The organism is Streptomyces sp. SYSU D01066-1 (assembly GCF_054956795.1).
The window spans coordinates 46,022-71,938 of the sequence record NZ_JBUDHV010000027.1 but is presented as its reverse complement, the minus strand read 5'-3'; the positions used below and the strand labels follow the sequence as shown (position 1 = coordinate 71,938).

Here is a 25,917-nt window from a genome sequence, read left to right as displayed (position 1 = left end):
AGGCCGGGCGGCACACTCGATCTTCCGTCGCGGACGGGGACCGGAGGGGTCAGCGGGGGCCGACGCTCCAGCGCGGCCCCTGCGGGCCGTCCTCGATGACCAGTCCGGCCTGGCCGAGCCGGTCCCGGATCGCGTCCGCGGTGGCCCAGTCCTTGCGGGCGCGCGCCGCCTCCCGCTGGTCGAGCACGAGGCGTACGAGGCTGTCGACGACGCCGTTCAGGTCCTCGCCGTCCTCGGCCCCGCCGGCCCAGTGGGCGTCCAGCGGGTCCAGGCCCAGCACCCCGAGCATGGCCCGCACCTCGGCGAGGCGCGCGACGGCGGCGTCCTTGTCGTCGGCGGCCAGCGCGCTGTTGCCCTGCCGGACGGTGGTGTGCACGACGGCGAGCGCCTGCGGGACGCCGAGGTCGTCGTCCATCGCCTCGGCGAAGGCGGGCGGCACCTCGGCGGCGGGCTCGACGACGGTGCCGGCCAGTTCCCCGGCCCGCTGCACGAACCCCTCGATCCGGCCGAACGCGGCCTCCGCCTCGCGCAGCGACTCCTCGCCGTACTCGATGGTGGAGCGGTAGTGCGGGGTGCCGAGGTAGTACCGCAGGACGATGGGCCGCCACCGCTTGACCATCTCGCTGACGAGCACGCTGTTGCCGAGCGACTTGGACATCTTCTCGCCGCTCATGGTGACCCAGGCGTTGTGCACCCAGTACCGGGCGAAGGCGTCGCCGAACCCCTTGGCCTGGGCGATCTCGTTCTCGTGGTGCGGGAAGATCAGGTCGATCCCGCCGCCGTGGACGTCGAACTCGCCGCCCAGGTACTTGTGCGCCATGGCCGAGCACTCCAGGTGCCAGCCGGGCCGGCCCCGGCCCCACGGCGTCTCCCAGCTCGGCTCCCCGGGCCTGGCCGCCTTCCACAGGGCGAAGTCCCGGGGGTCGCGCTTGCCCAACTCGCCCTCGCCGGAGGGCTGGCGCAGGTCGTCGAGGTCCTGGTTGGACAGCGCCAGGTAGCCGGGGAGCGACCGTACGTCGAAGTAGACGCTGCCCTCGGCCTCGTAGGCGTGGCCGCGCTCGATGAGGCCGCGCATCATCTCGACCATCTCGGTGATGTGGCCGGTGGCGCGGGGCTCGTAGGTGGGCGGCAGGCAGCCGAGGGCGGCGTAGGCGTCGTTGAACGCCCGCTCGTTCTCGTAGCCGATGGCCCACCAGGGGCGGCCCTGCGCGGCCGCCTTCTTGATGATCTTGTCGTCGATGTCGGTGACGTTGCGGACGAACGTGACGTCGTAGCCGCGGTGGGCGAACCAGCGGCGCATGATGTCGAAGTTCAGCCCCGACCGGATGTGTCCGATGTGCGGGGCGGCCTGCACGGTGGCGCCACACAGGTAGATCGAGACGTGTCCCGGCGTGCGGGGGGCGAAGTCACGGATCTGCCGGGCGCTGGTGTCGTACAGCCGAATAGTCACGCGTCCCAGGGTAGTGGGCGCGGGGCAGTGCCATACGCCCTTGGCCGCGAGGGAGCGGCTTCTCCTCCCGGGGCCGCCGGGCGCGGGGCCCGCTCCCCCCTGGGCCGCCGGGCGCGGGACCCGCTCCTCCCCCTTCGGCCGGACCGGCGTACGGGGCCTGCTCCTCCCGGGGCCGCCGGGCGCGGGACCCGCTCCTCCCGCGGCCGGACCGGCGTACGGGACCCGCGCTTTCCGCGGCCGGATCGGCGCACGAGACCCGCGCCTCCCCCGGCCGGACCGGCGCACGAGGCCCGCGCCTCCCCCGGCCGGACCGGCGCGCGGGGCCTGCTCCTCCCCCTTCGGCCGGACCGGCGCACGGGGCCGGCACCCCGTGCGCCGGCCCCTCGTCCGCCGCTCAGTCCGCCCGCACGACCAGCGCCGTCGCGACCGCCATCAGGCCCTCGCCCCGCCCGGGGAACCCCAGCCCGTCCGTCGTCGCGCCGGACACCGACACCGGCGCCCCCACCGCCTCCGACAGCACCTTCTGGGCCTCGTCGCGGCGCTTGCCGACCTTCGGCCGGGCCCCGACGACCTGGACGGCGACGTTCCCGATCCGGAACCCCGCCGCGCGCACGATCCGCGCGGCCTCCGTCAGCAGCGTCACCCCCGACGCGCCGGACCACTCGGGCCGTCCGGTCCCGAAGTGCTGCCCGAGGTCACCGAGCCCGGCCGCCGAGAAGAGCGCGTTGCACGCCGCGTGCGCGACCACGTCCGCGTCGGAGTGCCCGGCCAGACCGGGCCCCTCGCCCTCCCACTTCAGCCCGGCGCACCACAGCTCGCGCCCTTCCTCGAAGGCGTGGATGTCGGTGCCGATCCCCACCTGGGGCAGCGCCGGCCGCGCCGGCTCGCGCTCCTCAGAAGCCATCGTTCAGCCTCCTGCGCGCCACGACCGCCTCCGCCAGCACCAGATCCAGCGGGCGCGTCACCTTGAACGCCTCCTCGTGGCCCGGCACCACCACCACCGTCAGCCCGAGCCGCTCCACCAGGCCGGCGTCGTCGGTCACGTCCCCCGTCACCTCCGCGTGGGCCCGCACCAGCACCCGCCGGTCGAAGCCCTGCGGCGTCTGCACCGCCCGCAGCCGCGCCCGCTCGGGCGTCGCCACCACCGGCTCCGGCCCGCCCGGCGCCTCGGCCGGCGTGACCTCCTTGACCGTGTCGGCGAGCGGCAGCGCCGGCACCACCGCCGGGGCGCCCGCGCGCACCGCCTCGATGACGGAGTCCACCGTGTCGACGGGCACCAGCGGCCGGGCCGCGTCGTGGACGAGGACGACGTCGTACTCGGGCGGCAGCGCGTCCAGTCCGAGCCGTACGGACTCCTGGCGGGACCCGCCGCCCGGGACGACCACGAAGTCGGTGCGCTCGGGCAGGGCGTGGGCCGCGAGCAGGGTCTTGACCTCGACCGCCCCGTCGGGCGGGGCCACGACCACGACCAGGGAGACCGCGCGGGAGGCGGCCATCGCGCGGACCGCGTGGATGAGCATCGGCGTGCCGCCCAGCGTGCGCAGGGCCTTGGGAGCGCCGGGACCGAGGCGCACGCCCCGTCCGGCGGCGGGGATCACAACGGCGGTACGGGCCCCCGCGGGGCTGGTCACAGGGGGATCCGCGGGCGAGGGACGCGATTCGTCAGACATCGGTTCCTGTCAGGTTTGTGTGCTGGCCTGGCGTGGGTATGGCCCTGGGAGTGCCGGGGGCGACGCCTTGACCGACCCTTCCGTGACGCTGGTCGGGGCAGCCGCCCGGGCCCGGCACACCAGGACTCGGGGGAGGTCTCAGGGATTCCCCGGGGGGAGCGTACGGAAAGCACCGTGCGGGAAGCACACCGCGCGGGAAACACCTGGGTACGGACATGCCGCAGCGCCCGCGACGGCAAAGACGTCATCGGGCACCGCGGCATTTCATGTGCGGAACCGAGCGGTTCCGCCGTGCTTCAGGAGCCGTGGCTCAGGAGGGGTGCCTCAGGAGGCGAGCACCTCGTCGAGCAGGGCTTCGGCCTTGTCCTCGTTGGTGTTCTCCGCGAGGGCCAGCTCGCTCACCAGGATCTGGCGGGCCTTGGCGAGCATGCGCTTCTCACCGGCGGAGAGTCCGCGCTCACGCTCCCGGCGCCACAGGTCGCGTACCACCTCCGCGACCTTGATGACATCGCCGGAGGCGAGCTTCTCCAGGTTTGCCTTGTAACGACGCGACCAGTTCGTGGGCTCCTCGGCGTACGGCGCGCGCAGCACCTCGAAGACCCGGTCCAGCCCGTCCTGACCGACCACATCACGCACGCCGACGAACTCCGCATTGTCCGCTGGCACACGCACCGTCAGGTCGCCCTGGGCGACCTTCAGCACCAAGTAGGTCTTGTCCACGCCTTTGATCTGGCGAGTTTCGATAGCCTCGATCAGCGCGGCCCCGTGATGGGGATAGACCACGGTGTCGCCAACCTTGAACGTCATGTGACAGGTACCCCTTCCGTGGCTATCCAGGGTAACACGGAAACGGCGGGTTCTGAATGGCGTTTTCGCAGGTCAGGGCATATCTCGGGGCTTGACAACAGCAACCGGGACGTGCTGCGCGGGCCGACCGGACGAAGGTATCCGCAGGTCGGAGCGGCTCTCCGGGGCGGCCGAAACACCGCCGTCACACATGTCCGGGCCCCCCACCGGACGGCCGAACGTCCCCATATGTCTGGTTCCGTGCGTGCGACTTCCGCTACTCCGTTCGGCGCCCCGGGCGGGCTTCCGGACGAATCCGGAATTGATCACGACACGTTCTCGCGGCACGTTCCGGCAACGCGTTCGCGCCGCCCGGCCGGTGATCAAAATTCCGCCGCCACCCGCGCATTCCCGCACGGAAAATGCGCGGCCCGTTCGACCGGCGGTATGCCGGAGGGGGTGTTATCCGAAAGCCGGCGCACGCCTGGCTCAACGTCATCCCTGTGACTCGTGCGGCCGATGTGACTCGGGTGACATGAGTGACCTCGGTGAGAGTGACGTGGGTGGCATGAGTGACAACAGGGGCCTGAGTGATCTGGGTGACCTGAGTGACCCATGCGGCCGGTGCGGCCCGTGTTGCTCGTATGCCTCCTGTGCCGCGCGAGCCGGTGCGGTCGGCCCCCTACCCCGGGTGTCGCTCCCGCCGTCCGGGGACACGTTGCCCCGGGAGCCGCTCCCGCCGCGCGGAGAGGGTCACGCGGGACGGCGCACGGGACGGCGTCCGGGCGAAGCCGGAGCCCGGGGGGAGGGTCGGGTGCGGCGGCGGGCACCCCGGTCGGTAACCTGAAGCCGCTGACCATCACTTAGGGCGGCTTTATCCGTTGCCGCCGCCTCGACGAGTCAAGGAGTTGCCGCCGCCGTGAGCAGCAGCCTTCGACGCGGCGCCCCCGCCGCCGCCGCCATCGCGTTCTCGATCGCCTCGCTCGCCGCGTGCGGCGCCGGCAACAGCGCCCAGACCATGCAGATCAAGCCGGACAACGCGGCGACGACCGTCGGCGACATCAAGGTCCAGAACGCCATCGTCATCACCCAGCCCGACCCGGAGGCGACCGGCCCGGCCGCCGTCTCCGCCACCCTCTTCAACGGCGGCTCCACCGACCAGACGCTGGAGTCGATCCGCGTCGACGGCACCGGCAAGACCGCCGAGCTGAAGCCGGCCGAGGGCGGCAAGATGACCGTCCCGGCCGGGGGCTCCCTGGTCATCGGCGGCGAGAACAACGCCGCCGCCGTGCTGTCCGACAGCGGCGAGGCCGTCCAGGACGGCGACGCGCAGAAGATCACCTTCACCCTCAGCAAGACCGGCGACGTGAGCCTGAAGGCGCTCGTCGTCCCGGCCGAGAGCTACTTCACCGCGTGGGGCCCGAGCGAGGTCCCGACCTCGCCGGACGCCACCGAGAACCCGGCGACGTCGAGCGCCTCCCCCGACCAGGAGACCTCCGAGCGCCAGGACGGCGACGGGTCCGGTGACACGTCGGGCGGTGCCGGAGCCGAGGCCTCCGCGTCGGGCTCCCCGACGGACTCGGCGTCCGCCGACGGCTCCGACGCGGAGACCTCCGGCCACTGAGCCCCGTACGGCGGCACAGCCGTACCGCGCCACGCCGAAGGGCGGGACACCCGGTGCCGGGTGTCCCGCCCTTCGGCGTGGCGCGTGGTCCGTCGCGGCCTACGGCTCGAACTTGTAGCCGAGCCCGCGGACCGTCACCAGGTACCGCGGCGCGCCCGGGTCCGGCTCGATCTTGGCGCGCAGACGCTTGACGTGGACGTCGAGGGTCTTGGTGTCACCGACGTAGTCGGCGCCCCAGACCCGGTCGATGAGCTGCATCCGGGTCAGCACCCGGCCGGCGTTGCGCAGCAGCATCTCCAGCAGGTCGAACTCCTTCAGCGGCAGGTCGACCTTGGCACCGGACACGGTCACCACGTGCCGGTCGACGTCCATCCGGACGGGCCCGGCCTCCAGCGCGGCCGGGGTGACCTCCTCCGGCTCGCCGCGGCGGCGCAGTACGGCGCGGATGCGGGCGACCAGCTCGCGGGTGGAGAAGGGCTTGGTGACGTAGTCGTCGGCCCCTATCTCGAGGCCGACGACCTTGTCGATCTCGCTGTCCTTGGCGGTCACCATGATCACGGGGACGTTGGAGCGGGACCGCAGCTGGCGGCACACCTCGGTGCCCGGCAGGCCGGGCAGCATCAGGTCGAGGAGGACGAGGTCGGCGCCGTTGCGCTCGAACTCGTCGAGTCCGTCGGGCCCCGTGGTCGCGACGGCGACCTCGAAGCCCTCCTTGCGGAGCATGTACGACAGGGCGTCGGAGAAGGACTCCTCGTCCTCGACGACGAGCACACGGGTCACGGAAGGACCTCCGGGGCGGGAAGCGTTCGGTACGGGGATGGAGCAGGGGGTGTGACGGGTGCGGCGGATGTGACTGGTCCGGCGGGTGCGGCGGGTGCGGCGGGGGACGCGACGGAGGAAGTGGTGGACCGGCCGTCCGCCGGGCCCTGCCTCTCCTGCGTGTCTTCCGCGGCCTCCGCACCCTCCGCGTCCGCCAGGTCAGCCGCGTCCGCCATGTCCTCGGCGTCCTCGGCGTCGTCGGCGAGTCCGAAGCGGTCGGGACGCTGCCGCGCGCGGACGCGGGCCGAGCCCGCCTCCGGCAGCCGCAGGGTGAAGGTGGAGCCCTGGTTCTCGGCGCTCCACACCGTGACCTCCCCGCCGTGCGAGGCGGCCACGTGCTTGACGATCGCGAGCCCCAGGCCGGTGCCGCCGGTGGCGCGGGACCGGGCCGGGTCGACGCGGTAGAAGCGCTCGAAGATGCGCTCCTTGTCCTTGTCGGAGATGCCGATGCCCTGGTCGGTCACGGCCACCTCGATCATGTCACCGCCGGAGGCGGGGACGCGGCGGGCGGCGATGCCGACGCGGGTGCGGGCGGGCGAGTAGTTGACGGCGTTCTCGACGAGGTTGCCGAGGGCGGCGGCGAGTTGACCGCGGTTGCCGTGCACCCGCAGGTCCGCGGTGCCGCCGGCGGCCATGGTGATCTGCTTGGTGCCAGCGGCGTGCCGGCAGCGGTCGATGGCCTCGGCGACCAGTTCGTCGACGCGGACCGGCTCGGCGTCCTCCAGCGGGTCGTCGTTCTGGACCCGGGAGAGGTCGATCAGTTCCTGCACGAGGTTGGTGAGCCGGGTGGCCTCGATCTGCATGCGCCCGGCGAAGCGGGTCACGGCCTCGGGGTCGTCGTGGGCGTCCATGACGGCCTCGGACAGCAGCGAGAGCGCGCCGACCGGCGTCTTCAGCTCGTGGCTCACGTTGGCGACGAAGTCACGCCGCACCGCCTCGATGCGCCGGGCCTCGGTGAGGTCCTCGACGAGGAGCAGCACCAGGCGGGAGCCGAGGGGCGCGACGCGCGCGGAGACCGCCAGGGCCTCGCCCCGTCCGGTGCCGCGCCGGGCCAGGTCCAGCTCGACCTGCCGTATCTCGCCGTCCCGCCGGGTGTCGCGCGCCATCTGGAGCATCGGGTCGACGGCGAGCTTTCCGCCGCGGACCAGGCCGAGCGCGTACGCCGCCGAGCTGGCCTTGACCACGGCGTCCTCCTCGTCGAGCACGACGGCGGAGGACCTCAGGACCGACAGGACGGTGTCCACACCCGGCGGAAGCACCGGGTCCGTGTGCAGCGAGGTGCGGGTGGGGCGCTTCTGGTCGCGCTCGCTCCAGCGGAACGCGAGCGTGGCGATGACGCCGGTGAGTGCTCCGGCGATCGCTGCCATTGCGGCGACCGCCGCGTTCACGTCCATGCGTCCAGGTTAGGCATGGGGTGCGGCCCCGCCGAAGCCATCGGGGTGCGACCTCGAACACTCGTCGCCCAGAGTTCACCTTGGAGCCAGCACTGATTCATTTGAGATGCCGGAAACGGACGCGTACGAGCCGGAACGTGGCAGCGTGGGAGTCAGAACCCCCCTGACAGGAGCCTCCTGACAGGACGTACGAGAGGGAACCGAAGATGCGGGACGCGTACCACGAGGAACTGGATTCGATCGGCGACGGACTGGTGGAGATGGCCCGGCTGGTCGGGTCGGCGATCGGGCGCGCCACGACCGCCATCCTCGACGCCGATCTGAAGCTGGCCGAGAGCGTGATCGAGGCCGACCAGAAGATCGACGAGCTCCAGCACGACCTGGAGGCCAAGGCGATAGCCCTGCTGGCCCGGCAGCAGCCGGTGGCGACGGACCTGCGGATCGTCGTGACGTCGCTGCGGATGTCGGCGGACCTGGAGCGCTCGGGCGACCTGGCGCAGCACGTCGCGAAGCTGGCCCGGCTGCGTTACCCGGAGCGCGCGGTCCCCCAGGACCTGCACGCCACCATCCTGGAGATGGGCCAGCTCGCGCAGCGCCTGATGGCGAAGGCGGCCGAGGTCATCATCACCAAGGACGTCGACCTGGCGCTCCAGTTGGAGCAGGACGACGACGAGATGGACCTCCTGCACCGCACGCTCTTCCAGCACCTGATGGAGGAGAAGTGGAGGCACGGCATCGAGACGGCCGTCGACGTGACGCTGCTGGGCCGCTACTACGAGCGGTACGCGGACCACGCGGTGGCCGTGGCCAAGCGGGTGGTGTACCTGGTCACCGGTGAGCACGCGGACGAGATCCAGGCGGACATCCAGCCGGTGACGGGGGTGGAGGGGGCCTGATCCCGCGGCGGGCGTCGCCGTTCCGGTCGCGTTGTCGCCACGGCGGGGCGTGCGGGTGGGCGGTGCGCGCTCCCGTCAGGGCGTGCGGGGGCCGCGCCGGGGCGTGCGTCGGCGCCTCCGTGCGCCGTTGATGCGACCGCCGCCCCGGGCTTCCAATGGGCACAGGCACCACTCTCAGGAGGGACCATGGCCGAATCCCCCAGCACGACGCCCGACCCCGCGCGGGAACGCCCGACCGAGCAGCCCACCGACATCAGGAGCCTGCCCCTGATCGCCTCCTGCGGCTGCGGCTCGGGCTGCGGCTGCGGCTGCCAGTCGGGCAGCCCCTGCCAGTGCGGCTGACGGGCCGACGGTACGGATGTGAAGCGGAGGGCCCCGGTGGACACCGGGGCCCTTCGCCGTACGGCGTGGGGGTCGCCCCGGCCTCCGTGCGGACGCACCATGGAAGAGGGGTGAACGGAAGAGGGACGACCGCACACGAACGCGGGAGGTGCGAGGCCATGGCTCGGTTCATGGACGTCCATCACGGGATGCACGGCATCACCGCCGACCAGCTCCACCAGGCACACCAGGCGGATCTGGCCGTCGAGGAGGACGAGGGCGTGCACTTCGCCCGGGCCTGGGCTGACCCGGACTCCGGCACGGTCTACTGCCTCTCCGAGGCACCGTCCGCGGACGCGGTCCAGCGCGTCCACACCAAGGCGGGCCACCGCGCCGACGAGATCCACGAGGTGCCGCTCACGGTGTGACGGGTGCGGGCAGGTGAGCAGCGCCGTGCGGGACGCGGACGGGCGGACGCGGCGTCGGCGACGGGGTCAGGTCCGGGTGCGGGGCCGGGTCCGGGAAGGCGCCGGCGCCGGCTCCTCGTCCACCGGGAAGGTCCAGTCCTCCTCCGGGCCGAGGTCCGGGGTCAGGAAAGGGTTGGTCACCGGCGGCGGCGAGGCCGCGGTGGCGTGGCTGTTCGCTCCCTCGGGAGCGGAGAACAGCGAGGTCGAGTCGATGAGAGATCTCCCGTTCGTGTAGCGGTCGGTCGCCGCGGTCTAGAGCTTGCTCATCTTGGCGTAGGGGCTCAGGATGCGCTGCCGGGCGGAACCGAAGTCCACGAGCGCCGCGATCCCGTCCTCGATGCCGATGACCCGGCCGAGGCCGTACATGTCGTGTGTGACCTGGTCGCCGACGGCGAACTCCTTGAGCGGCGGTGCGACCGGTGCCTTGAAGGGACTGGTGGGCAGATGGCGCTTCGGTGGCTTTGTCATTGACCTCAGTATGACCCGCCCCCGCGGCCCGCGGGGCCCCGGCGGGGCACGGGAACGACTCGATCGCGGTCGATCAGCGCGATGACCTGGCCTTGACGGCGTGCTGTCCGGGCGGTTTCACCGTCCGGGTGCCGGTACGTCCGTGGTCGAGTTCCACCGGGTCACAGCTCCGTCCCAGCGGGGCGACCGGGTCCGGACCCCGTCGCCCAGGACCGGCCAGGGTCGCCCGGGGACTCTGTAACAGGGGTGTCCTGACGGGCGGTCGGGCGGAACGGCGCTACGGGTCCGGCGGCTCCTCGTTGTCAGAAACGCCCGCTCGTACCGGCTCCGACTCCGACTCGGACCGAGCAGCGCCACCGCGTCCCACCGAGACCGAGGAAGAAACGATGCGCGTTCGCAAGCTCACCTTCACCGCCCTGGCCCTTGCCGCCGGCTTCTCGCTCACCGCCTGCAACGGCGACGACAGCGCGGCACAGGGCAGCGGGACGTCCGTGTCCTCCGCGTCCTCCGCGTCCTCCGCCGGCAGCGGTTCCGCCGAGGGGAGCGGGCAGGACTCCGCCGGGAAGTCCGCCACCGGCCAGGGCACCGCCGCCGGGACCGGCTCGAACGCGAACGCCGCGGCCGGGAGCTGCGCCACCGACGCCCTGGAAGTCACCGCGTCGGACGCCACCGTCGGCGGTGACACCGAGGGAACGGTCGCGGTCACCTTCACGAACGGCGGCGGCCAGGACTGCACCCTGTCCGGCTACGCGGGCGTCGACCTCAGGACCGACGCGGGGGACCTGTCCGCCGAGCGCGCCGGCCAGGACTCCGGCTCCGTGACCCTCGCGGACGGGGAGTCGGTGTCCTTCGGTATCACCTACCCGGTCAACGACTCGGGCGGCTCCGGCGTCCGCGTCACCGGCCTCGTGGTGACCCCGCCCAACGAGACCAAGTCGGTCACCCTCGACTGGCCGGGTGCCGCCTCCCTGCCCGTCACCGACGGTTCCGGCGCCACCGTCAAGGTCGGCCCGATGGGCAGCGCGGGCCAGGGCGGGGCGAGCTGAGGCGTATGCCTCGGGCTTCTTTCCAGGCCCCCGCCGGCCTGGACTGACGCGACCGGATCGAGCGGCCTCGGCTCGATCCGGTCGCGTCCGTCGTGTACGCACATGATCGACGGGCGCGACGGCGTTCTGCGTAGAAGACATCCGTCGTTTGTTCCTGTCGGAGCAGACGGAAATACGCCTCTTGGTGCGTCAGGTTCCGCGTGCGCGCGCGAGAATGTGAGGACGCGTTGGAATGTGCTCGATCATTCACCCGAAGAAACGTTTCGCCATATCGATCCAGCGGAAAGTGACGTCCCTTCACCTTTGAGGCTCACGAGGCACCCCGGGCGGCAGGTACGAGGCGTTATCGGATGCAGTAAGGTGGAAGTGGACTCAGAGTAAGCCGTGTTAGCGCCCATTCTGAGCCATTGCGAATGAGCAGTCGCTTACCAAGCGGCTGCATTTTTGCACCCTCAGGCCACGCGGGGCTGACACAAAGAGAGGCACAGAGTCCAATGGCGTGCAGGTTCAGGCGCAAGCTCGCCGGGCGTACCATCAGCAAGACCCAGCTCGACAACATCACGGCCGCGGTGGAGCGTGAATTCCACCCTCTCGATCACATCGAATACTGCATAACGAGCGGACGCTACGAGCATAAGAACCCGTCCCTCGACATCGTGGCACAAAGGGCTGGATCGCCCACTATTGTCCGAGCTTTTTCGATCGAGGCGACTTCCGGTCGGAATTGGTTCCAGATGAGTGTGAAGCGAAGCTCGATCAAGCTCGTGGCCCAAGGGGACGCCGACTACTTCGCCCCGGGTTTCGTCCGTGAGATCAAGAGCATCCTCGAACCCCAGCCGACGTTCGTGGACAGGCTGCTGACCCATCCGGTCCACATCGCCCTGCGGTGCCTGCTGCCGGGCGCCGCCCTGACGGCGGTGGTCGCCCTCCTGGGCACCCGCCAGCTCACCTGGAACTGGATCGCGGCCGCGCTCTTCAGCTCGCTGCTCCTCCTCTACGTCGAACGGCGCCTCACCTCCCGCGTGCTGCTGAAGGAGGGCGCGAAGGAGGACTGGAAGACCACCGAGAAGCTGGCCCTGGCCGGCGTCGCGGCGACCCTCCTCGTCGGAGCGGTGACGAACGGGGTGAACCTGGCGACGGACACGGACGGCACGACCACCCCTCCGGAATCGTCCGTCACCGCCTCCACCACCGCGGACAGCCTCGGAGACACGGGGCCGGACCGGGATTCCGCGTCCTCCCGCAGTTCGAGGGACAGCCTGCCTCCGACCCTCTCCCCCGAACCCGCCGCGGTCCGCCCTGGAGATACGTTCATTCTTTCCGGGCAGCGTTTCCTGCCCGGCGAGGACGTCCGCATCACCATGCGTTCCGGAACGGATTCCTGCCCCGGCGGTTCCCCCGACGGACAGCGCACTTTCCGGGCCGACAGCAAGGGCGAGATCGGTCCGGTGCAGATCACCGTCGAGAAGGGGAGCCAATGCCTGCGGGGGAAGAGGAACACGGTGGAGATCACCGCGAAGGGAAGTGACAGCGACTCGACCGTCACAACGGAGGTCGAGGTGCGAGCACAGCTCTCCTGAATTCCGACGCCTTCGCACGTGAGTACGTAAACACGCGAATATGTGAGTACGTGAGTACGACGTGGGTACATGAGCGAGGAACAGGGCCCCCTGGCCGCGGAGTACCGCAGCCGGGGGCTCGTTGTTCGGGGCTGCTTCTTCTCCCGGAAGGGTGCCGTGATCGGATCGTCGGCCGCCGTGTGGCGGAGCCGGATCGGTCGCGTGCCCGGTTCGCGGGTCGTTCCACGGGTCCGGAACCGCGTCATCGGGCCGGGGAGGGAACGCTGACGCCTTTGCTGAGCACGCTGCCGCTCATCAGTCCGGCCACCGCGGCGGCGAGCGCAGCGGCCGTTGTCCTGGTGCTGAACAGCCCGCCCCTGGGCATGTCCCGCCTCCGCGCGGTCCTCGTTCCGCTCTCCGGTTCTTCGGTGGCAGCCGTGTACTGCCACGGCTGGTTCCCCCCTCACCTCGGGCGAACCGTTCCCCACCCCGTGCGAGAACCGGAGCGCCTCCGGTGCCGAGCCGACGAGCACCGTCCGGGAGCACCGGCCGCTTCGCCGCGTCCGCGTCCACGCCGGCGGCGCGACGGTGGGGCACATCCCCATGTCGATCACCGTGCTCGTCCGTCCGCCGGCAAGCCCCGCCGCCGTCCTGGCCGGTACGGGCGCGGTCCCGCGCCGACGCACCCCGTCCGTCCCTGGAAGTCCACCGGGGGAAGACGGCGGTCGGGGCCAGACTTCCCCCGTCCCGGGAGGAGGAGCCGTCCTGCGCCCGGACCCGGACCGCGCGTCATCGGAGCCGGACCGGCGGGAGGCGGCCGGCCACCGCCGTCGGCGCCGATGGCGTACCGCCTGGTGGTGTAGAGGCTCAAGGCGCCGGAATCCGCAGGTCAGGGACAGCGGCTCTGCCGGATCGGGTGTTCGACCCGCCGCAGAGGGACGCTTCGTGGGCTGCCGCCTCCGCGGAGGTCGTCATGGGCCTCGTACCGAACGCGTAGCCGTTGAGACCCTGCACCGCGTCGTGGGACACGGACTCAGCGCCGGCCGCGCCGCGCCTCCTCGATGTCCCGCAGGTGCTGGGCATCTCGTTCCCCGGCACGTCGTCGGGAGCGTGCCCGTACAGGCCCCGACAGCCCGTACAGCACCGAACAGAGCAGACACCGGGCTGCGAAGTCCGCTCCCCACGACCGGTCGCTCACCAGCGTCATGACGGCGCCCACCACGACGCCCGTCGCCACCGTCGCCCCGTGCCGGGTGGTTACCCCGCCGTCCTGTGATCACTGCCGGGCACCCCTCCGGTTCGGGAAGACCGCCAGCGGCCCCACCGCGGCGGCGAACGGCGTCCGTCGTCACAGGACGACGCTCCCTGCCACGGGGAGCGTGACGCCACCTGACAGCCGGCCGTTCCGGCATGCGGCGCCCCCGGCGCGCAGCCGAGGGGTCATGCCCGTCCGATTCGTTCAAGAGGACGATGGCCCCGGCCCCTTACCGTCACTGCCATGAATGACACCGGCAAGGAATCACGCCATCTCAGCACCCGTATCGACCGCACCGTCGACGACGTCTACGCCTATGCGTCAAACCCGGCCAACCTGCCCGCGTGGGCCCACGGCCTGGGAGGTTCCATCACGAAGAGCGGAGAGCACTGGGTCGCGGAATCCTCCCCCATGGGACGGGTCGTGATCACCTTCGCGCCGCGCAACGAGCACGGTGTGCTCGACCACGACGTCACGCTGCCCTCCGGAGAGACCGTCCACAACCCGGTCCGCGTGATCGCCGACGACGCGGGAAGCGAAGTGGTGTTCACCCTCCGTCGCCGGCCGGGGATGAGCGACGCCGACTTCGAGCGGGACGCCGACATGGTCTCCGCCGACCTGGCCCGCCTCAAGGAGCTGCTGGAATCCGCCTGAGGCCCCGGCCGGGCGGTGACCGCCGGCTCCGGGGCCGTGTCCCACGACGCGGTGCAGGGTCCCAATGGCTACGCGTTCGGTACGAGGCCTATGACGATCTCCACGGAGGCGGCAGCCCACGAAGCGTCGCTCTGCGGCGGGTCGAACACCGATCCGGCGAATCCGCTGTCCCCTGCCTGCGGACTCCGGCGCCTTGAGCCCCTACACCACCAGGCGGGACGCCATCGGCTCCGGGCCGGCCCCCCGGCCACCGGGACCGGAGGGATGTCGTCCCGCCGGGTGGCGCAGCCGATCAAGACGCCGCAATGCGCGGGCCGGGGACGGTGGCTGCCCCGGGCCGGGTGGTCGACCCGCCGCAGGGCGCCTCGTGACCGCCGTTCCTCCGGGGAACGACAGGGCCTCGTACCGGCACGCGCAGCACTTGCTCGCCCACACCACGACGCGGGGCACGACCAGGACCCCTGCCCCTGAAGGCCCGCGCACTGGCGCGGGAAGTGTCATTGCTCCGCTCATCCGAGCGGGCCGATGGCACTCGCTCGGTTTTCGTCACCCCTTCCCTGCGGGCCGTCTCCCCCGACTGCCCGGCTCGGCTCGCCCCGTGGGCGCCGCGCGGTGACGGAGGTGAGACGAAAACGGACTACAGCATCTGCCCGAGTGTCATCAGGGCGCTCACTTGAGCGATCTGATGACACTCGGCGGGTTTCCGTCCTCTGTTTTCGTAGGGGGTGCCTGTCCCTGGCTGCCCGGTCCGACTCGCCCCGTGGGTACCGGGCGGTGACGGGGTGAGGCGACGACGGGCTACGGCAGGTCATGTCCGTCTCCCTCGCGTGCCGGCCCTCGGGGCGGGCTGTGCCGTGTGGAGGGGCCGGGATGACGTCGGACGGCCCCGGGACGGCCCCGGGACAGCGACAAGCCCCCTGCCCGCGGGAGAACCGCGGGCAGGGGGCTCGCTCGTGCGGGCTTACTTCTTCTTGCCCTGGTTCTTGACCGCCTCGATCGCCGCCGCCGCCGCGTCGGGGTCGAGGTAGGTGCCGCCGGGGTTGACCGGCTTGAAGTCGGCGTCCAGTTCGTAGGAGAGCGGAATGCCGGTGGGGATGTTCAGACCCGCGATGTCGGCGTCGGAGATGCCGTCGAGGTGCTTGACCAGGGCGCGGAGCGAGTTGCCGTGGGCGGCGACCAGGACGACCCGGCCGGTCAGGAGGTCGGGGACGATCGAGTCGAACCAGTACGGGAGCATCCGCGCGACGACGTCCTTCAGGCACTCCGTCCGCGGACGCAGCTCCGGCGGGAGGGTCGCGTAGCGCGGGTCGGAGAACTGGGAGTACTCGGCGTCGTCGGCGAGCGGCGGCGGCGGGGTGTCGTAGGAGCGGCGCCACAGCATGAACTGCTCCTCGCCGAACTCGGCGAGGGTCTGGGCCTTGTCCTTGCCCTGGAGGGCGCCGTAGTGGCGCTCGTTCAGGCGCCAGGAGCGGCTGACCGGGATCCAGAGGCGGTCGGCGGACTCCAGGGCGAGCTGCGCGGTGCGGATGGCGCGCTTCTGGAGGGAGGTGTGCACGACGTCGGGGAGCAGGCCGGCGTCCTTCAGCAGCTCGCCGCCGCGCGTCGCCTCCTTCTCGCCCTTCGGGGTGAGGTTGACGTCCACCCAGCCGGTGAACAGGTTCTTCTCGTTCCACTCGCTCTCGCCGTGGCGGAGGAGGATCAGCTTGTACGGTGCGTCGGCCATGGGTCCGAGCGTAATCGACGCCCCTCGGTGACCGCCCGCGGTGCCCGGTGGACGGGCGGCTCGGGCCGGGTGTTAATCCAGTGGTCGCCGGGATGACGGCTGAGTAAGGTGTGCTTGCCGATTGGGCGCTTACATCGGTACGCGCATCTGTCTCTACGGGGGGTCCATGCCAGCCGCCGGTCCGATACGCGCCGTCCGGGAGTCCGTCTCGGGGCTCCCCCGCGAGTTCTGGTGGCTGTGGACCAGCACCCTCGTCAACCGGCTCGGTGCCTTCGTCGCCACGTTCATGGCGCTGTACCTGACGCTGGACCGCGGCTACTCCGCCTCGTACGCCGGTCTCGTCGCCTCCCTGCACGGGCTCGGCGGGGTGGTCTCCTCGCTGGCCGGCGGGGTGATGGCCGACCGGCTGGGGCGGCGGCCGACGCTGCTGGTGGCGCAGACGTCGACGGCCGCCTCCGTCGCACTGCTCGGTTTCACGCGGAACCCGGTGGCCATCGCGGCCGTCGCCTTCCTGGTGGGCGCGGCCTCCAACGCCTCGCGGCCGGCCGTGCAGGCGATGATGGCGGACATCGTGCGGCCCGAGGACCGGGTGCGGGCCTTCTCGCTCAACTACTGGGCGATCAACCTCGGGTTCGCCGTCTCGTCCATGGCGGCCGGGTTCATCGCGGAGGTCAGCTATCTCGCCGGGTTCCTGATCGAGGCGGGGATGACGCTGGCCTGCGCGGTCGTCGTCTTCCTGAAGGTGCCCGAGTCCCGGCCGGCGGTCGAGGAGACCGCGGTCGACGAGGTACCCGTCTCGCTCGGCACCGTGCTGCGGGACGGGCGGTTCATGGGTGTCGTCGGGCTGTCCTTCCTGGTCGCGCTGATCTTCCAGCAGGGGTCGGTGGGGCTGCCGGTGGCGATGGGGGACGCCGGGTTCTCGGCGGCCGACTACGGCCTGGCCATCGCCGTCAACGGCCTGCTCATCGTCGTGCTCCAGATCCCGGTGACCCGCTTCATCGAGCACCGCGACCCCCGGCGGTTGCTGATCGTGTCGTCACTGCTCGCCGGGTACGGGTTCGGGCTCACCGCCTTCGCCGGGTCGGTCGGCGTCTTCGCCCTGACGGTGTGCGTGTGGACCCTGGCCGAGGTCGTCAACGCGCCGACCCAGACGGGGCTGGTCGTCCAGCTCTCCCCGGCGCGCGGGCGCGGCCGGTACCAGGGCGTGTACAGCATGTCCTGGTCCGTCGCCGCGCTGGTCGCGCCGCTGATGAGCGGCTTCGTCATCGACCGGTTCGGCGCCGCGTGGCTGTGGGGCGTGTGCGCGCTGGTCGGCACGGTGGCCGGGCTCGGGTACGTGGTGCTGATGCGGCGCCTGCCGGCGAAGGCGTCCGCCGTCGCCGACGGCTCCCCGGCCCCCGCCGAGCAGGAGGTCAGCCGGGCCTGAACACAGAGGGACGGATCGGTGTGCCCAGGCGCCCCGCCGCACGGGCACCGACCCGCTCCCTTCGAGATCAGACTCCCCGTCCCCCTGTCCCATCGCGTCCGAACGCTCGGCCAGCCCACGCAACTCGGCCGGCGCCGACCGCCCTGCCATCAGCATCAGCTCCCTGACGGCGGCGCGAGCCGTGATGTGGCCGCGGACCAGGTCGGGGGCGATGGTCTCGGCCTTCAGCAGGTGGGCCACCGCGTCTCCGAACCGCCGGCGCTGAAGGTGGGCCCCGCCGGGATCCATGAAGAACCTGGCCTGCCGTTCCGCGGACAGTTCACCGACGTCCAGGGTGCGGGCCATGTCGAGTGCCTCTCCGGCGTCCCCGAGGTCGACCGCGGTCGACACCGCCTGAACCTCGACGTTCTTCGGGCCGAACTCCGGATTGAAGTCGTTGCGCTCGTTCCCCACGCGGGCGGCGACCGCTCGTGCTCTGTCGATCTGCTCACGGGCAGCGCGGCGATCACCTGAGCGCGCGTGGACCACTGCCAGCGCAAGGTGCAGTGAGCCGACGACGGACAACTCCTCTTGCCCGGCCGATTCCTCCTCGGTGTACGCGGCGAGAGTGTTGATCGCTGTGGCGGCCGCGTGCTCCGCCTGGTCCAGGCGCTGGAGTCGTACGAAGGCATGGACCAGGCGGTAGACACCGACGAACACACCGAGACGGTCACCGGCGAGTTCGGCCGCTCGGACCGCCCGGTCCGCCGCCAGCCACGCCGCGTCCGCCTCGTCCTGTCTGACGAACGCCGTTGCCAGCGCTTGGTAAGCGCGCTCGCGCGGAAGGCCGCACGCCCAGCGGACGGCACGACTGCACCGCCGTCTTCCCGGCCGTACAGCGCCGTGGACGTTCCCGTCGGGGAGCCGGAGGACGGTGGGCTGCCACCGGTCTCCTGAGCGGTGTCCGAGACACCGACGACAAGGACCGGTCCTCGGCACGGCCAGTGGGAATGATCTCCGTCGAGAGAATCACTGACTGTGCTCGTTCTCCTGACGAACCACACGATGGCGGAGGTGGACGACCCCCGAGCCGAAGGTGCGGGTCTCGACGAGTTCGAGGTCGACCCGGCGTTCGTGCCGGGGGAAGTACGGGATGCCGCCGCCGAGCAGCACCGGGCAGACCAGGGCGCGGTACTCGTCGATCAGGCCCGACGCGGCCACGTCGGCGGCGAGGGTCGCGCCGCCGATCGCGATGTCGCCCTCCCCCGGCTCGGCCCGCCACCGCTCGATCTCCTCCGCCGGACTGCCAAAGGCCAGGCGGGCGTTGCCCTCCACCGCCGTGAGGGAGTGGGAGAACACCACCTTGGGGAGCGGCTTCCACAGCGCGGTCCATTCGCGCGCCGGCTCGTCGAGCGACGGGTCCTGGTCGGCGGTCTCCCAGTACAGCATCGCCTCGTACAGCCGTCGTCCCAGCAGGTGGACGCCGACGTCCCGGATCTCGTCGATCCAGAAGCGGAAGACGTCCGCGCCGGGTTCCGTCCAGTCGATGCCGCCGTCCGGGCCGACGATGTAGCCGTCGAGCGAGACGGTCATCGAGTAGGTCACGCTGCGCATCGGGGGCCTCCTCCGTGAGGGCTTCGACCGTAGCCTCTCCGTAGCCCCTCCGTACGCCCTCCGCACGGCCCCGTAAGAAGCTCACGGGTGCATCCGTGCCCCCTTCAGCACCTTGTCCACCGCGTTCCTCGGCCCGTACACCGCGAGGCCCACCAGGTCCAGGTCGGCCGTCGGGACGGCGCGGACCGCCGCGCGGTTGGCGGCGTCGTGGCCCGTGGTGAAGAGGTCGGCGGTGAAGACGGAGCGGGGCAGGGCGCGGGCCAGGGCGCGGGTGTGGGCCGTCTTCAGGGTCTCCTTCGTGCCCTCGAAGACCAGCACCGGCTGGCGGAACATGGGCAGGTAGGGGACGCCGTCCGCGTCCTCGTACGGCTCGCCGACCACCTCGGGGACCTGCGGGCCCAGGCCGCTGACCAGGAACGCGGTCACGTTCAGGCGCTGCCAGGTCTCCAGGTCCGCGCGGAGCAGTACGGCGATCTTGGTGTCGAAGCGGACGGGTTCGGTGTCAGTCGTGCCTTCCATGATCCGAGCATGGCGGCCGGTCCGCCGACCGGTCTTGTACGTTTTTTGCATGGCCGCACCCAGGAGCGCACCCCGGAGCGCACGCGGGGACGGGACCGCCGTCTCCGCCTGGCGTCCGCGCGTCCCGGGCGTCGTGGAGGTATTCCACGCCCGGTTCACCGAGTACGCCTACCCGATGCACGTGCACGAGGCGTGGACGCTGCTGATCGTGGACGACGGGGCCGTACGGTACGACCTGGACCGGCACGAGCACGGCACCCCGCACGACACGGTGACCCTGCTGCCGCCGCACGTCCCGCACAACGGCTCCCCCGCCACACCGGGCGGCTTCCGCAAGCGGGTGCTGTACCTCGACGGCTCCCGGCTGGACGAGGAGCTGATCGGGCCCGCGGTGGACCGGCCGGACGTGCGGGACCCGGTGCTGCGGCGCAGGGTGGGGCAGTTGCACGCCGCGCTGGTGCGGCCCGGGGAGGAACTGGAGGCGGAGAGCCGGCTGACGTTGATCGGGGAGCGGCTGCGCACGCATCTGCGGCCGGCCGGTGTCCGTCCCGCGCGCCGGGACCCCGCGCTCGCGCGGCGGCTGCGCGAGCTGCTCGACGAACGGCTCGTCGAGGGGCTGAGCCTGGCGCAGGCCACGGCACTGCTCCCGGCCCACCCGGCCCATCTGGTACGGGCGTTCAGCGGGGCGTACGGGATCGCGCCGCACCAGTACCTGATGTCCCGCCGGGTGGAGCGGGCCCGGCGGCTGCTGCTCGCGGGCGACGCACCGGCCGACGTGGCCACCGCCACCGGCTTCTACGACCAGGCCCACCTGACCCGGCACTTCAAGAAGCTGGTGGGGGTGACCCCCGGCCGCTACCGGGCGAATACGGCCACGACGCCCACCTGACGTCGACGTGGTTCCCGGCGGCCGTCCCGCTCCGATCGACGTGCTCGCCGCTGGAACCGATTGCGGTGCGATGGCGCGCGGGGCCTGGAACCGGGATGCCAGCGGGTTGAACCGAGCTGCGCACACTCCCGTAGTACCCGCAAGGTGTGGCATGAGCAGGCGAGAGGAAACACATGACGCAGAGTCCTGAGGGGTCTTCGCGGGCCCAGGGTTCGCCTCCGTCGATGCCGGGTCATCCACCGGCTCGTCAGGAAGGAACACGTTCCTGGGAGCCTGCGGATCGCCCATCCTCGTACGGGTCGATCTCCGAGATCATCGACAGTTATACGCAAAGGGACCACCCGGAGGCGGAACGTCCCCCTGCGGCGAGGTCCGCACCGGACGGCGCGTCCTCGGCCGCCGGGCCCCGCCCGCCTCGGATCACCGTCGTTCCCCCGGGCAGCCGTGGGGGCTACTCACTGGACGGCGACTCCCCGACCGCCGGACCCGACGCACTCACGATCGTCAGCGGCGATCCACTGTCACCCGTCTTCGCCATGAACCCGCGGCCGGCCCCTCCTCTACCCGAACCGCCGGCCAACAGATTCGCGGTGGACGTGAGGAAGCTCCTACCCAGGGAGGTCCCTGGCCGGCCCGGACGCGGCGCCGAGCAGACCACTGCTCCCGATGCCCCACGGGAACGCCGCAGACTGGTCAAACCTCCGCCGTCGAACCGTAAGAGGTGAGTCGCGCGCAACACCGAACCCGTACCCGTCCCGCCTGTCGGGCGTGGGTAGCGGGCGGTCGGCGGGCGCCTGCCGCGAAGAGAGTGAGGGCGCCGCGGAGCGGCAGGCCGTTCAGCCGGCGTCGTCCCCGGTGGGGCGCTGGGTGAGGGACCGGAACGCGTCCAGGTTGCGGGTCGGCTCGCCGCGCGCGGTGCGCCACTCGTACTCCTTGCGGATCGCGCTCGCGAAGCCCAGCTCCAGCAGGGTGTTGAAGGCGCCGTCCGCGGCCTCCAGGACCTGGCCGAGCAGGCGGTCGATCTCGTCGGGGGTGACCGCGGCCAGGGGGAGGCGGGCGGTGACGTAGACGTCGCCGAGGCGGTCGACGGCGTAACTCACGCCGTAGAGCCTGAGGTTGCGTTCCAGCAGCCAGCGGTGGACGCCCGGCTCGTTCTCGTCGGGGTGGCGGATGACGAAGGCGTTGAGGGAGAGGGAGTGGCGGCCGGCGATCAGGGAGACGGTGGTGGAGAGCTTGCGGGTGCCGGGGAGCGTGACGACGTAGCTGCCGGGCTCGGGGCTCTCCCACTCCAGGCCGGTGTCCCGCAGGGCCTCCTCGACGGTCCGCGCCGCCGTCCGCTGTGCATCGTCAGCCATGGTGGGAGGGTACGCGACGGCGGTGGGACTGCATCGCGGCCGCGTAGACGTCGGCGGTGGCGGCGGCGGCCGTGTCCCAGCCGAAGGAGCGCGCGTGCCGGGCGGCGGCGCCGCCCATGCGGGGCACGAGTCCGGGGTTGTCGGCGAAATCGCGCAGTACGCGCGCGTACGCGGCCGGATCGTGGCCGTTCACCAGGAAGCCGGTCTCCCCGTCGCGCACCGCGACCGGCAGGCCGCCGACCGCCGCGGCGAGCACCGGGGTGCCGGCCGCCTGCGCCTCTATGGCGACCAGGCCGAAGGACTCGCTGTAGGAGGGCATCACCAGCACGGACGCCGCCCGGAACCAGTCGGCGAGCTGGTCCTGTCCGACGGGCGGGCGGAACCGCACGACGTCCGCGATGCCGAGCCGGGCCGCCAGCTTCTGCAGGCCCTCCGGCTTGGCGAGGCCGCTGCCGCTGGGGCCGCCGACGACGGGGACGACGACGCGGGAGCGCAGTCCGGGGCGTTCGGCGAGCAGGACGGCCACGGCGCGCAGCAGGACGTCGGGGGCCTTCAGGGGCTGTATCCGGCCCGCGAAGAGGGGGATCAGGGCGTCCTGGGGCAGGCCGAGGCGGGCGCGGGCGGCGGCGCGGCCGTCGGCGGGGCGGAACCGGTCGAGGTTGACGCCGGGGTGCACGACGGCCACCCGCGCGGGGTCGGCGGCGTAGTGCCGGACCAGCTCGCCGGCCTCCTCCCGGGTGTTGGCGATCAGCCGGTCGGAGGCGGTGACGATCTGGGTCTCGCCGATGACCCGGGCGGCGGGTTCGGGGGTGTCGCCCTCGGCCAGGTTGGCGTTCTTGACCTTGGCCATGGTGTGCATGGCGTGCACCAGGGGGGCGCCCCAGCGCTGGGCGGCGAGCCAGCCGACGTGGCCGGAGAGCCAGTAGTGCGAGTGGACGAGGTCGTAGTAGCCGGGGCGGTGGCCGGCCCACGCCTGCATCACGCCGTGCGTGAAGGCGCACAGCTGGGCCGGGAGGTCCTCCTTGGCGAGGCCCTCGTAGGGGCCCGCGTCGACGTGCCGGACCAGGACGCCGGGGGACAGCTCCACGGTCGGCGGGAGGGCGGCGGCGGTCGCCCGGGTGAAGACCTCGACCTCGATGTTGATCGCGGCCAGGCGCTGCGCCAGCTCCACGATGTAGACGTTCATGCCGCCCGCGTCGCCGGTTCCGGGCTGGTGCAGCGGTGAGGTGTGCACGGAGAGCATGGCGACGCGCCGGGGCCTGCGGCGGGACCGCAGCCGCGCGGGGGCCGCCGCCGAGCGACGCCCGAGCCTGCCGGCGTACTGGCTCACGGGGCGTTCCTCCTTGCTGCGGGCGGCCGGTCCGAGGGCACGCGCCTCGCCCTCCAGGGGGGTGCAACGCGGAAGGGCCGTGCCTCATTCCGATTTCTTCGTCTTTACTGAATTATTGCCTCGGCCACTCAACCGTTCGCCGCGTGGCCGCGTACACCCGCGTCCGGCTGCCGCCCCCTCCCGTTACGGATGCCCCGGACGCCTTGGAACACGACCGGCGGCGTCCCTCCGGAGCCGCCGCTTACCCTCGTAGGCATGCCACCCCGCGCCGTGCCCCTCCCCCGTCCCCGGATCCGTTCGGCGAGCGGCGCGGCCCGTGCCGTGGGCACGGTCACGCGCGGGACGACCCATCCGAACCGGCTGCGCCGCATGGACCGGTGGATCGCGGCCACGCACGGCGCCGAACTGCGCCGGGCCGGCGACCCGGTCGCCGTGGACCTCGGGTACGGGGCGACGCCCTGGACCGCCGTCGAGCTGCTGCACCGGCTGCGGGGCGTGGCGCCGCGCGCGCGTGTCGTCGGCGTCGAGATCGACCCGGCGCGGGTCGCCGCGGCCGAGCCGTACGCGCGCGAGGGCCTCGTCTTCCGGCACGGCGGCTTCGAGATCCCGTTCCCCGGGCGCCCCCTGCTGGTCCGCGCGGCGAACGTGCTGCGCCAGTACGACGAGGCCGAGGTCGACGCGGTGTGGCGGCGGCTGTGCGCGCGGCTCGCCCCGGCGGCCGGGCACTCCCGCGGCGGACTGCTGGTCGAGGGCACCTGCGACGAGATCGGGCGACGGCACGTGTGGGTCGCGCTGGGCCCCGAGGGGCCGCGCACGGTCACCTTCGCGACCCGGCTGGGCTCCCTGGAGCGCCCCTCGGATCTGGCCGAACGGCTGCCGAAGGCGCTCATCCACCGCAACGTCCCCGGCGAGCCGGTCCACGCCTTCCTGCGCGACTTCGACCGCGCCTGGACCGCCGCCGCGCCCTACGCCTCCTACGGCGCCCGCCAGCGGTGGATGCGCGCGGTACGGGACCTCACGGCCGACTGGCCGGTGACGGACGGGCCGGCGCGGTGGCGGCAGGGGGAGGTGACGGTGCGGTGGGGGGCGTTGGCGCCGCTCGGGTGACCCGTCGGAAGCGGGGGCGTCTGGGGGACGCGATGTGGGTCTGGGGGACGAGGTGCGCTCGGGGAACGAAGTGCGCTCGGGGAACGAGGCGCGCTCGGAGGGCGAGGCGTCCCTGGGGGACGAGGCGTCCCTGGGGGACGACGGGGAGACGAACTGCTTCTGTCGGCCTCTGACCGCCTCTGTCGCTCAGCGTTCCGACATGGCACGATCCCCGGGGAAACGGGACGGACATTGCTGACGGCCGACCAGTGGGGGGCAGGGGTATGGGACCGGGGAAGCGTGGCCTGATCACCGCCGCCGTGGCCGTGGTCTGCGCGGTGACGGTGCTGACCGCACCGGACACGGCGTTCGCGGACCCGGGCCCCGCGCCCGCCCCGGCGGTCACCGTCACCCCGGACGAGGACCTGATGGCCGTACGCGACGAGCTCGACCGGCTCTACCGGGAGGCCGCCGCCGCCACCGACGCGTACAACGCGGCGGAGGAACAGGCCGAGCAGCAGTCCGCGCAGCTCGTCGAGCTGGCCCGGAAGATCGTCGAGGGCCGGGAGGAACTGGACGGCCTGGAGGCGCGCGCCGCCGCCGCGGCCCGCTCCCAGTACCGCACCGGCGGGCTGCCCGACGAGGCGAGGCTGATGCTCAGCGACGACCCGCGGGAGTTCCTGGACGGCGCGGGCCGGGTGATCCAGGGCCAGCGCGCCGCCAAGGGCCTGCTCGGCGAGATGAAGCGCGCGCAGGCGGCCCTGGAGACCTACGCGGCGGACGCCTCCGGGCAGTGGGAGCGGCTGGAGGCCAACCGCGCGGCGAAGGCCGCCGCGCGGAAGACGGTGGAGCAGCGGATCGCGGCGGCCGAGAAGCTGGAGTCCGAGCTGGAGGAGGAGGAGAGGGAGCGCCTCGCCCGGCTGGAGCGCGAGGCGGCCCAGCGGGCGCAGAGCGCCTGGCTCGACTCCGGGGTCCTCGACGGGACCGGCGAGGAGGCCACCGCGCAGGGCGCGAAGGCCGTGGAGTACGCCACGGCCCAGGTCGGCAAGCCGTACGTGTGGGGCGCGGAGGGCCCGGGGGCCTTCGACTGCTCCGGGCTGACCTCACAGGCCTGGGCCTCGGCCGGGCAGGGCATCCCGCGCACCTCGCAGGAGCAGTGGCGGCGGCTGGAGCGCGTGGCCGTGGCGGACATGCGGCCGGGCGACCTGATCATCTACTTCGACGACGCCAGTCACGTGGGGATGTACGTCGGGGACGGCAAGGTCGTGCACGCCCCCCGGCCGGGGCGCACGGTGACGGTCACGGGGGCGGGCACCATGCCGATCCTCGGGGTGGTCCGGCCCGAGGCGTGACGGGCGCGCGGCGCGGGCCCACGGCGCGGGCGGGCCGGCGCGGGGCGGGCCGGGGCAGCACGGGCCGGGGCAGCGCGGGCCGGTGCGGGCCGGCGCGGGCGGGACCGCACGAGCCGTGTCGCACGGGCGGCACGACACGCGGCACGGACGGCACAGGCGGCACCGCACGCGGCACAAGCGGCACAGGCGGCACCGCACGCGGCCAGGCGCTCACGCCCCGTCGGCGGGCGTGAGA

24 protein-coding genes are annotated in these 25,917 nt (G+C 72.4%); 12 read left to right on the top strand and 12 right to left on the bottom strand.

Features of this window, described 5'->3' with window-relative positions:
* Nucleotides 1–49: 49 nt before the first annotated feature.
* The 4 genes from cysS to ACY1JF_RS22760 form a co-directional block, all read right to left on the bottom strand.
* Nucleotides 50–1,450 (bottom strand): cysteine--tRNA ligase, encoded by a 1,401-nt coding sequence (gene cysS, locus ACY1JF_RS22775; RefSeq protein ID WP_462707055.1) that lies wholly within the window; start codon nucleotides 1,448–1,450, stop codon nucleotides 50–52.
* 394 nt (nucleotides 1,451–1,844) lie between these two features.
* On the bottom strand, nucleotides 1,845–2,354 hold the full coding sequence (gene ispF / locus ACY1JF_RS22770) for a 2-C-methyl-D-erythritol 2,4-cyclodiphosphate synthase (RefSeq protein ID WP_462707054.1): 510 nt from the start codon (nucleotides 2,352–2,354) through the stop codon (nucleotides 1,845–1,847).
* Nucleotides 2,344–3,120, bottom strand: a complete 777-nt coding sequence (gene ispD / locus ACY1JF_RS22765; protein WP_462707053.1) for a 2-C-methyl-D-erythritol 4-phosphate cytidylyltransferase — start codon at nucleotides 3,118–3,120, stop codon at nucleotides 2,344–2,346. Before ispD ends, ispF begins: the two co-directional genes overlap by 11 nt.
* A 324-nt stretch (nucleotides 3,121–3,444) precedes the next feature.
* Nucleotides 3,445–3,927: a CarD family transcriptional regulator gene (locus ACY1JF_RS22760; protein WP_003953493.1), complete on the bottom strand. Its 483-nt coding sequence runs from the start codon at nucleotides 3,925–3,927 to the stop codon at nucleotides 3,445–3,447.
* 898 nt (nucleotides 3,928–4,825) lie between these two features.
* Between ACY1JF_RS22760 and ACY1JF_RS22755 the strand changes: the two genes are divergently transcribed.
* Complete coding sequence (locus ACY1JF_RS22755; RefSeq protein WP_462707052.1) at nucleotides 4,826–5,530, top strand: copper chaperone PCu(A)C; 705 nt, start codon at nucleotides 4,826–4,828, stop codon at nucleotides 5,528–5,530.
* A gap of 99 nt (nucleotides 5,531–5,629) precedes the next feature.
* On the opposite strand, the gene ACY1JF_RS22750 is transcribed toward ACY1JF_RS22755, so the two are convergent.
* Complete coding sequence (locus ACY1JF_RS22750) at nucleotides 5,630–6,310, bottom strand: response regulator (protein ID WP_462707051.1); 681 nt, start codon at nucleotides 6,308–6,310, stop codon at nucleotides 5,630–5,632.
* Nucleotides 6,307–7,743 (bottom strand): sensor histidine kinase, encoded by a 1,437-nt coding sequence (locus ACY1JF_RS22745; RefSeq protein WP_462707050.1) that lies wholly within the window; start codon nucleotides 7,741–7,743, stop codon nucleotides 6,307–6,309. The genes ACY1JF_RS22750 and ACY1JF_RS22745 overlap by 4 nt, the downstream gene beginning before the upstream one ends.
* A 206-nt stretch (nucleotides 7,744–7,949) precedes the next feature.
* On the opposite strand from ACY1JF_RS22745, the gene phoU reads away from it, so the two are divergent.
* From phoU to ACY1JF_RS22730, 3 genes are all read left to right on the top strand, one after another.
* The gene (phoU, locus tag ACY1JF_RS22740) at nucleotides 7,950–8,639 is read left to right on the top strand and encodes a phosphate signaling complex protein PhoU (RefSeq protein ID WP_462707049.1); all 690 of its coding nucleotides are present in this window, start codon (nucleotides 7,950–7,952) and stop codon (nucleotides 8,637–8,639) included.
* A gap of 186 nt (nucleotides 8,640–8,825) precedes the next feature.
* On the top strand, nucleotides 8,826–8,981 hold the full coding sequence (locus tag ACY1JF_RS22735) for a hypothetical protein (RefSeq protein WP_462707048.1): 156 nt from the start codon (nucleotides 8,826–8,828) through the stop codon (nucleotides 8,979–8,981).
* Between the two features lie 158 nt (nucleotides 8,982–9,139).
* Nucleotides 9,140–9,388, top strand: a complete 249-nt coding sequence (locus ACY1JF_RS22730) for an SCO4226 family nickel-binding protein (protein WP_462707047.1) — start codon at nucleotides 9,140–9,142, stop codon at nucleotides 9,386–9,388.
* Between the two features lie 291 nt (nucleotides 9,389–9,679).
* Here the strand turns inward: ACY1JF_RS22730 and ACY1JF_RS22725 are convergent, their stop codons facing one another.
* Nucleotides 9,680–9,895: a hypothetical protein gene (locus ACY1JF_RS22725; RefSeq protein ID WP_462707046.1), complete on the bottom strand. Its 216-nt coding sequence runs from the start codon at nucleotides 9,893–9,895 to the stop codon at nucleotides 9,680–9,682.
* 386 nt (nucleotides 9,896–10,281) lie between these two features.
* Between ACY1JF_RS22725 and ACY1JF_RS22720 the strand changes: the two genes are divergently transcribed.
* The 3 genes from ACY1JF_RS22720 to ACY1JF_RS22710 all read left to right on the top strand — a co-directional run bounded on the left by ACY1JF_RS22720 (nucleotide 10,282) and on the right by ACY1JF_RS22710 (nucleotide 14,409).
* Entirely contained in the window at nucleotides 10,282–10,941 is a 660-nt protein-coding gene (locus ACY1JF_RS22720; RefSeq protein ID WP_462707045.1) for a DUF4232 domain-containing protein, read from the top strand.
* A gap of 734 nt (nucleotides 10,942–11,675) precedes the next feature.
* Nucleotides 11,676–12,521, top strand: coding sequence for a hypothetical protein (locus ACY1JF_RS22715; RefSeq protein ID WP_462707044.1), 846 nt, complete (start codon nucleotides 11,676–11,678; stop codon nucleotides 12,519–12,521).
* Between the two features lie 1,477 nt (nucleotides 12,522–13,998).
* Nucleotides 13,999–14,409 carry an SRPBCC family protein gene (locus tag ACY1JF_RS22710; protein WP_462707043.1) on the top strand — a complete coding sequence of 137 codons (411 nt, stop codon included), beginning with the start codon at nucleotides 13,999–14,001 and terminating at the stop codon, nucleotides 14,407–14,409.
* Between the two features lie 961 nt (nucleotides 14,410–15,370).
* On the opposite strand, the gene ACY1JF_RS22705 is transcribed toward ACY1JF_RS22710, so the two are convergent.
* Nucleotides 15,371–16,132, bottom strand: a complete 762-nt coding sequence (locus ACY1JF_RS22705; RefSeq protein WP_462707042.1) for a phosphoglyceromutase — start codon at nucleotides 16,130–16,132, stop codon at nucleotides 15,371–15,373.
* Nucleotides 16,133–16,298: 166 nt separating this feature from the next.
* Here ACY1JF_RS22705 and ACY1JF_RS22700 point away from each other — a divergent pair, with 166 nt between their 5' ends.
* A complete protein-coding gene (locus tag ACY1JF_RS22700) occupies nucleotides 16,299–17,558 on the top strand; it encodes an MDR family MFS transporter (RefSeq protein ID WP_462707041.1) in 1,260 nt (419 codons plus the stop codon).
* A gap of 186 nt (nucleotides 17,559–17,744) precedes the next feature.
* Entirely contained in the window at nucleotides 17,745–18,071 is a 327-nt protein-coding gene (locus tag ACY1JF_RS22695) for a hypothetical protein (protein WP_462707040.1), read from the top strand.
* Between the two features lie 495 nt (nucleotides 18,072–18,566).
* Here the strand turns inward: ACY1JF_RS22695 and ACY1JF_RS22690 are convergent, their stop codons facing one another.
* Both ACY1JF_RS22690 and ACY1JF_RS22685 read right to left on the bottom strand, forming a co-directional pair.
* A complete protein-coding gene (locus ACY1JF_RS22690; protein ID WP_462707039.1) occupies nucleotides 18,567–19,151 on the bottom strand; it encodes a dihydrofolate reductase family protein in 585 nt (194 codons plus the stop codon).
* A gap of 81 nt (nucleotides 19,152–19,232) precedes the next feature.
* The gene (locus ACY1JF_RS22685) at nucleotides 19,233–19,670 is read right to left on the bottom strand and encodes a DUF2000 family protein (RefSeq protein WP_462707038.1); all 438 of its coding nucleotides are present in this window, start codon (nucleotides 19,668–19,670) and stop codon (nucleotides 19,233–19,235) included.
* A gap of 49 nt (nucleotides 19,671–19,719) precedes the next feature.
* Between ACY1JF_RS22685 and ACY1JF_RS22680 the strand changes: the two genes are divergently transcribed.
* Nucleotides 19,720–20,559, top strand: a complete 840-nt coding sequence (locus tag ACY1JF_RS22680) for a helix-turn-helix transcriptional regulator (RefSeq protein WP_462707037.1) — start codon at nucleotides 19,720–19,722, stop codon at nucleotides 20,557–20,559.
* 836 nt (nucleotides 20,560–21,395) lie between these two features.
* Here ACY1JF_RS22680 and ACY1JF_RS22675 read toward each other — a convergent pair.
* Both ACY1JF_RS22675 and mshA read right to left on the bottom strand, forming a co-directional pair.
* Nucleotides 21,396–21,914 (bottom strand): type III secretion system chaperone family protein, encoded by a 519-nt coding sequence (locus tag ACY1JF_RS22675; protein ID WP_462707036.1) that lies wholly within the window; start codon nucleotides 21,912–21,914, stop codon nucleotides 21,396–21,398.
* Nucleotides 21,907–23,244, bottom strand: coding sequence for a D-inositol-3-phosphate glycosyltransferase (gene mshA / locus ACY1JF_RS22670; protein WP_462707035.1), 1,338 nt, complete (start codon nucleotides 23,242–23,244; stop codon nucleotides 21,907–21,909). Before mshA ends, ACY1JF_RS22675 begins: the two co-directional genes overlap by 8 nt.
* A gap of 321 nt (nucleotides 23,245–23,565) precedes the next feature.
* Between mshA and ACY1JF_RS22665 the strand changes: the two genes are divergently transcribed.
* The gene (locus ACY1JF_RS22665; protein ID WP_462707071.1) at nucleotides 23,566–24,351 is read left to right on the top strand and encodes a methyltransferase domain-containing protein; all 786 of its coding nucleotides are present in this window, start codon (nucleotides 23,566–23,568) and stop codon (nucleotides 24,349–24,351) included.
* Nucleotides 24,352–24,614: 263 nt separating this feature from the next.
* Nucleotides 24,615–25,682 carry a C40 family peptidase gene (locus tag ACY1JF_RS22660; RefSeq protein ID WP_462707034.1) on the top strand — a complete coding sequence of 356 codons (1,068 nt, stop codon included), beginning with the start codon at nucleotides 24,615–24,617 and terminating at the stop codon, nucleotides 25,680–25,682.
* The last annotated feature ends 235 nt before the right edge of the window (nucleotides 25,683–25,917 follow it).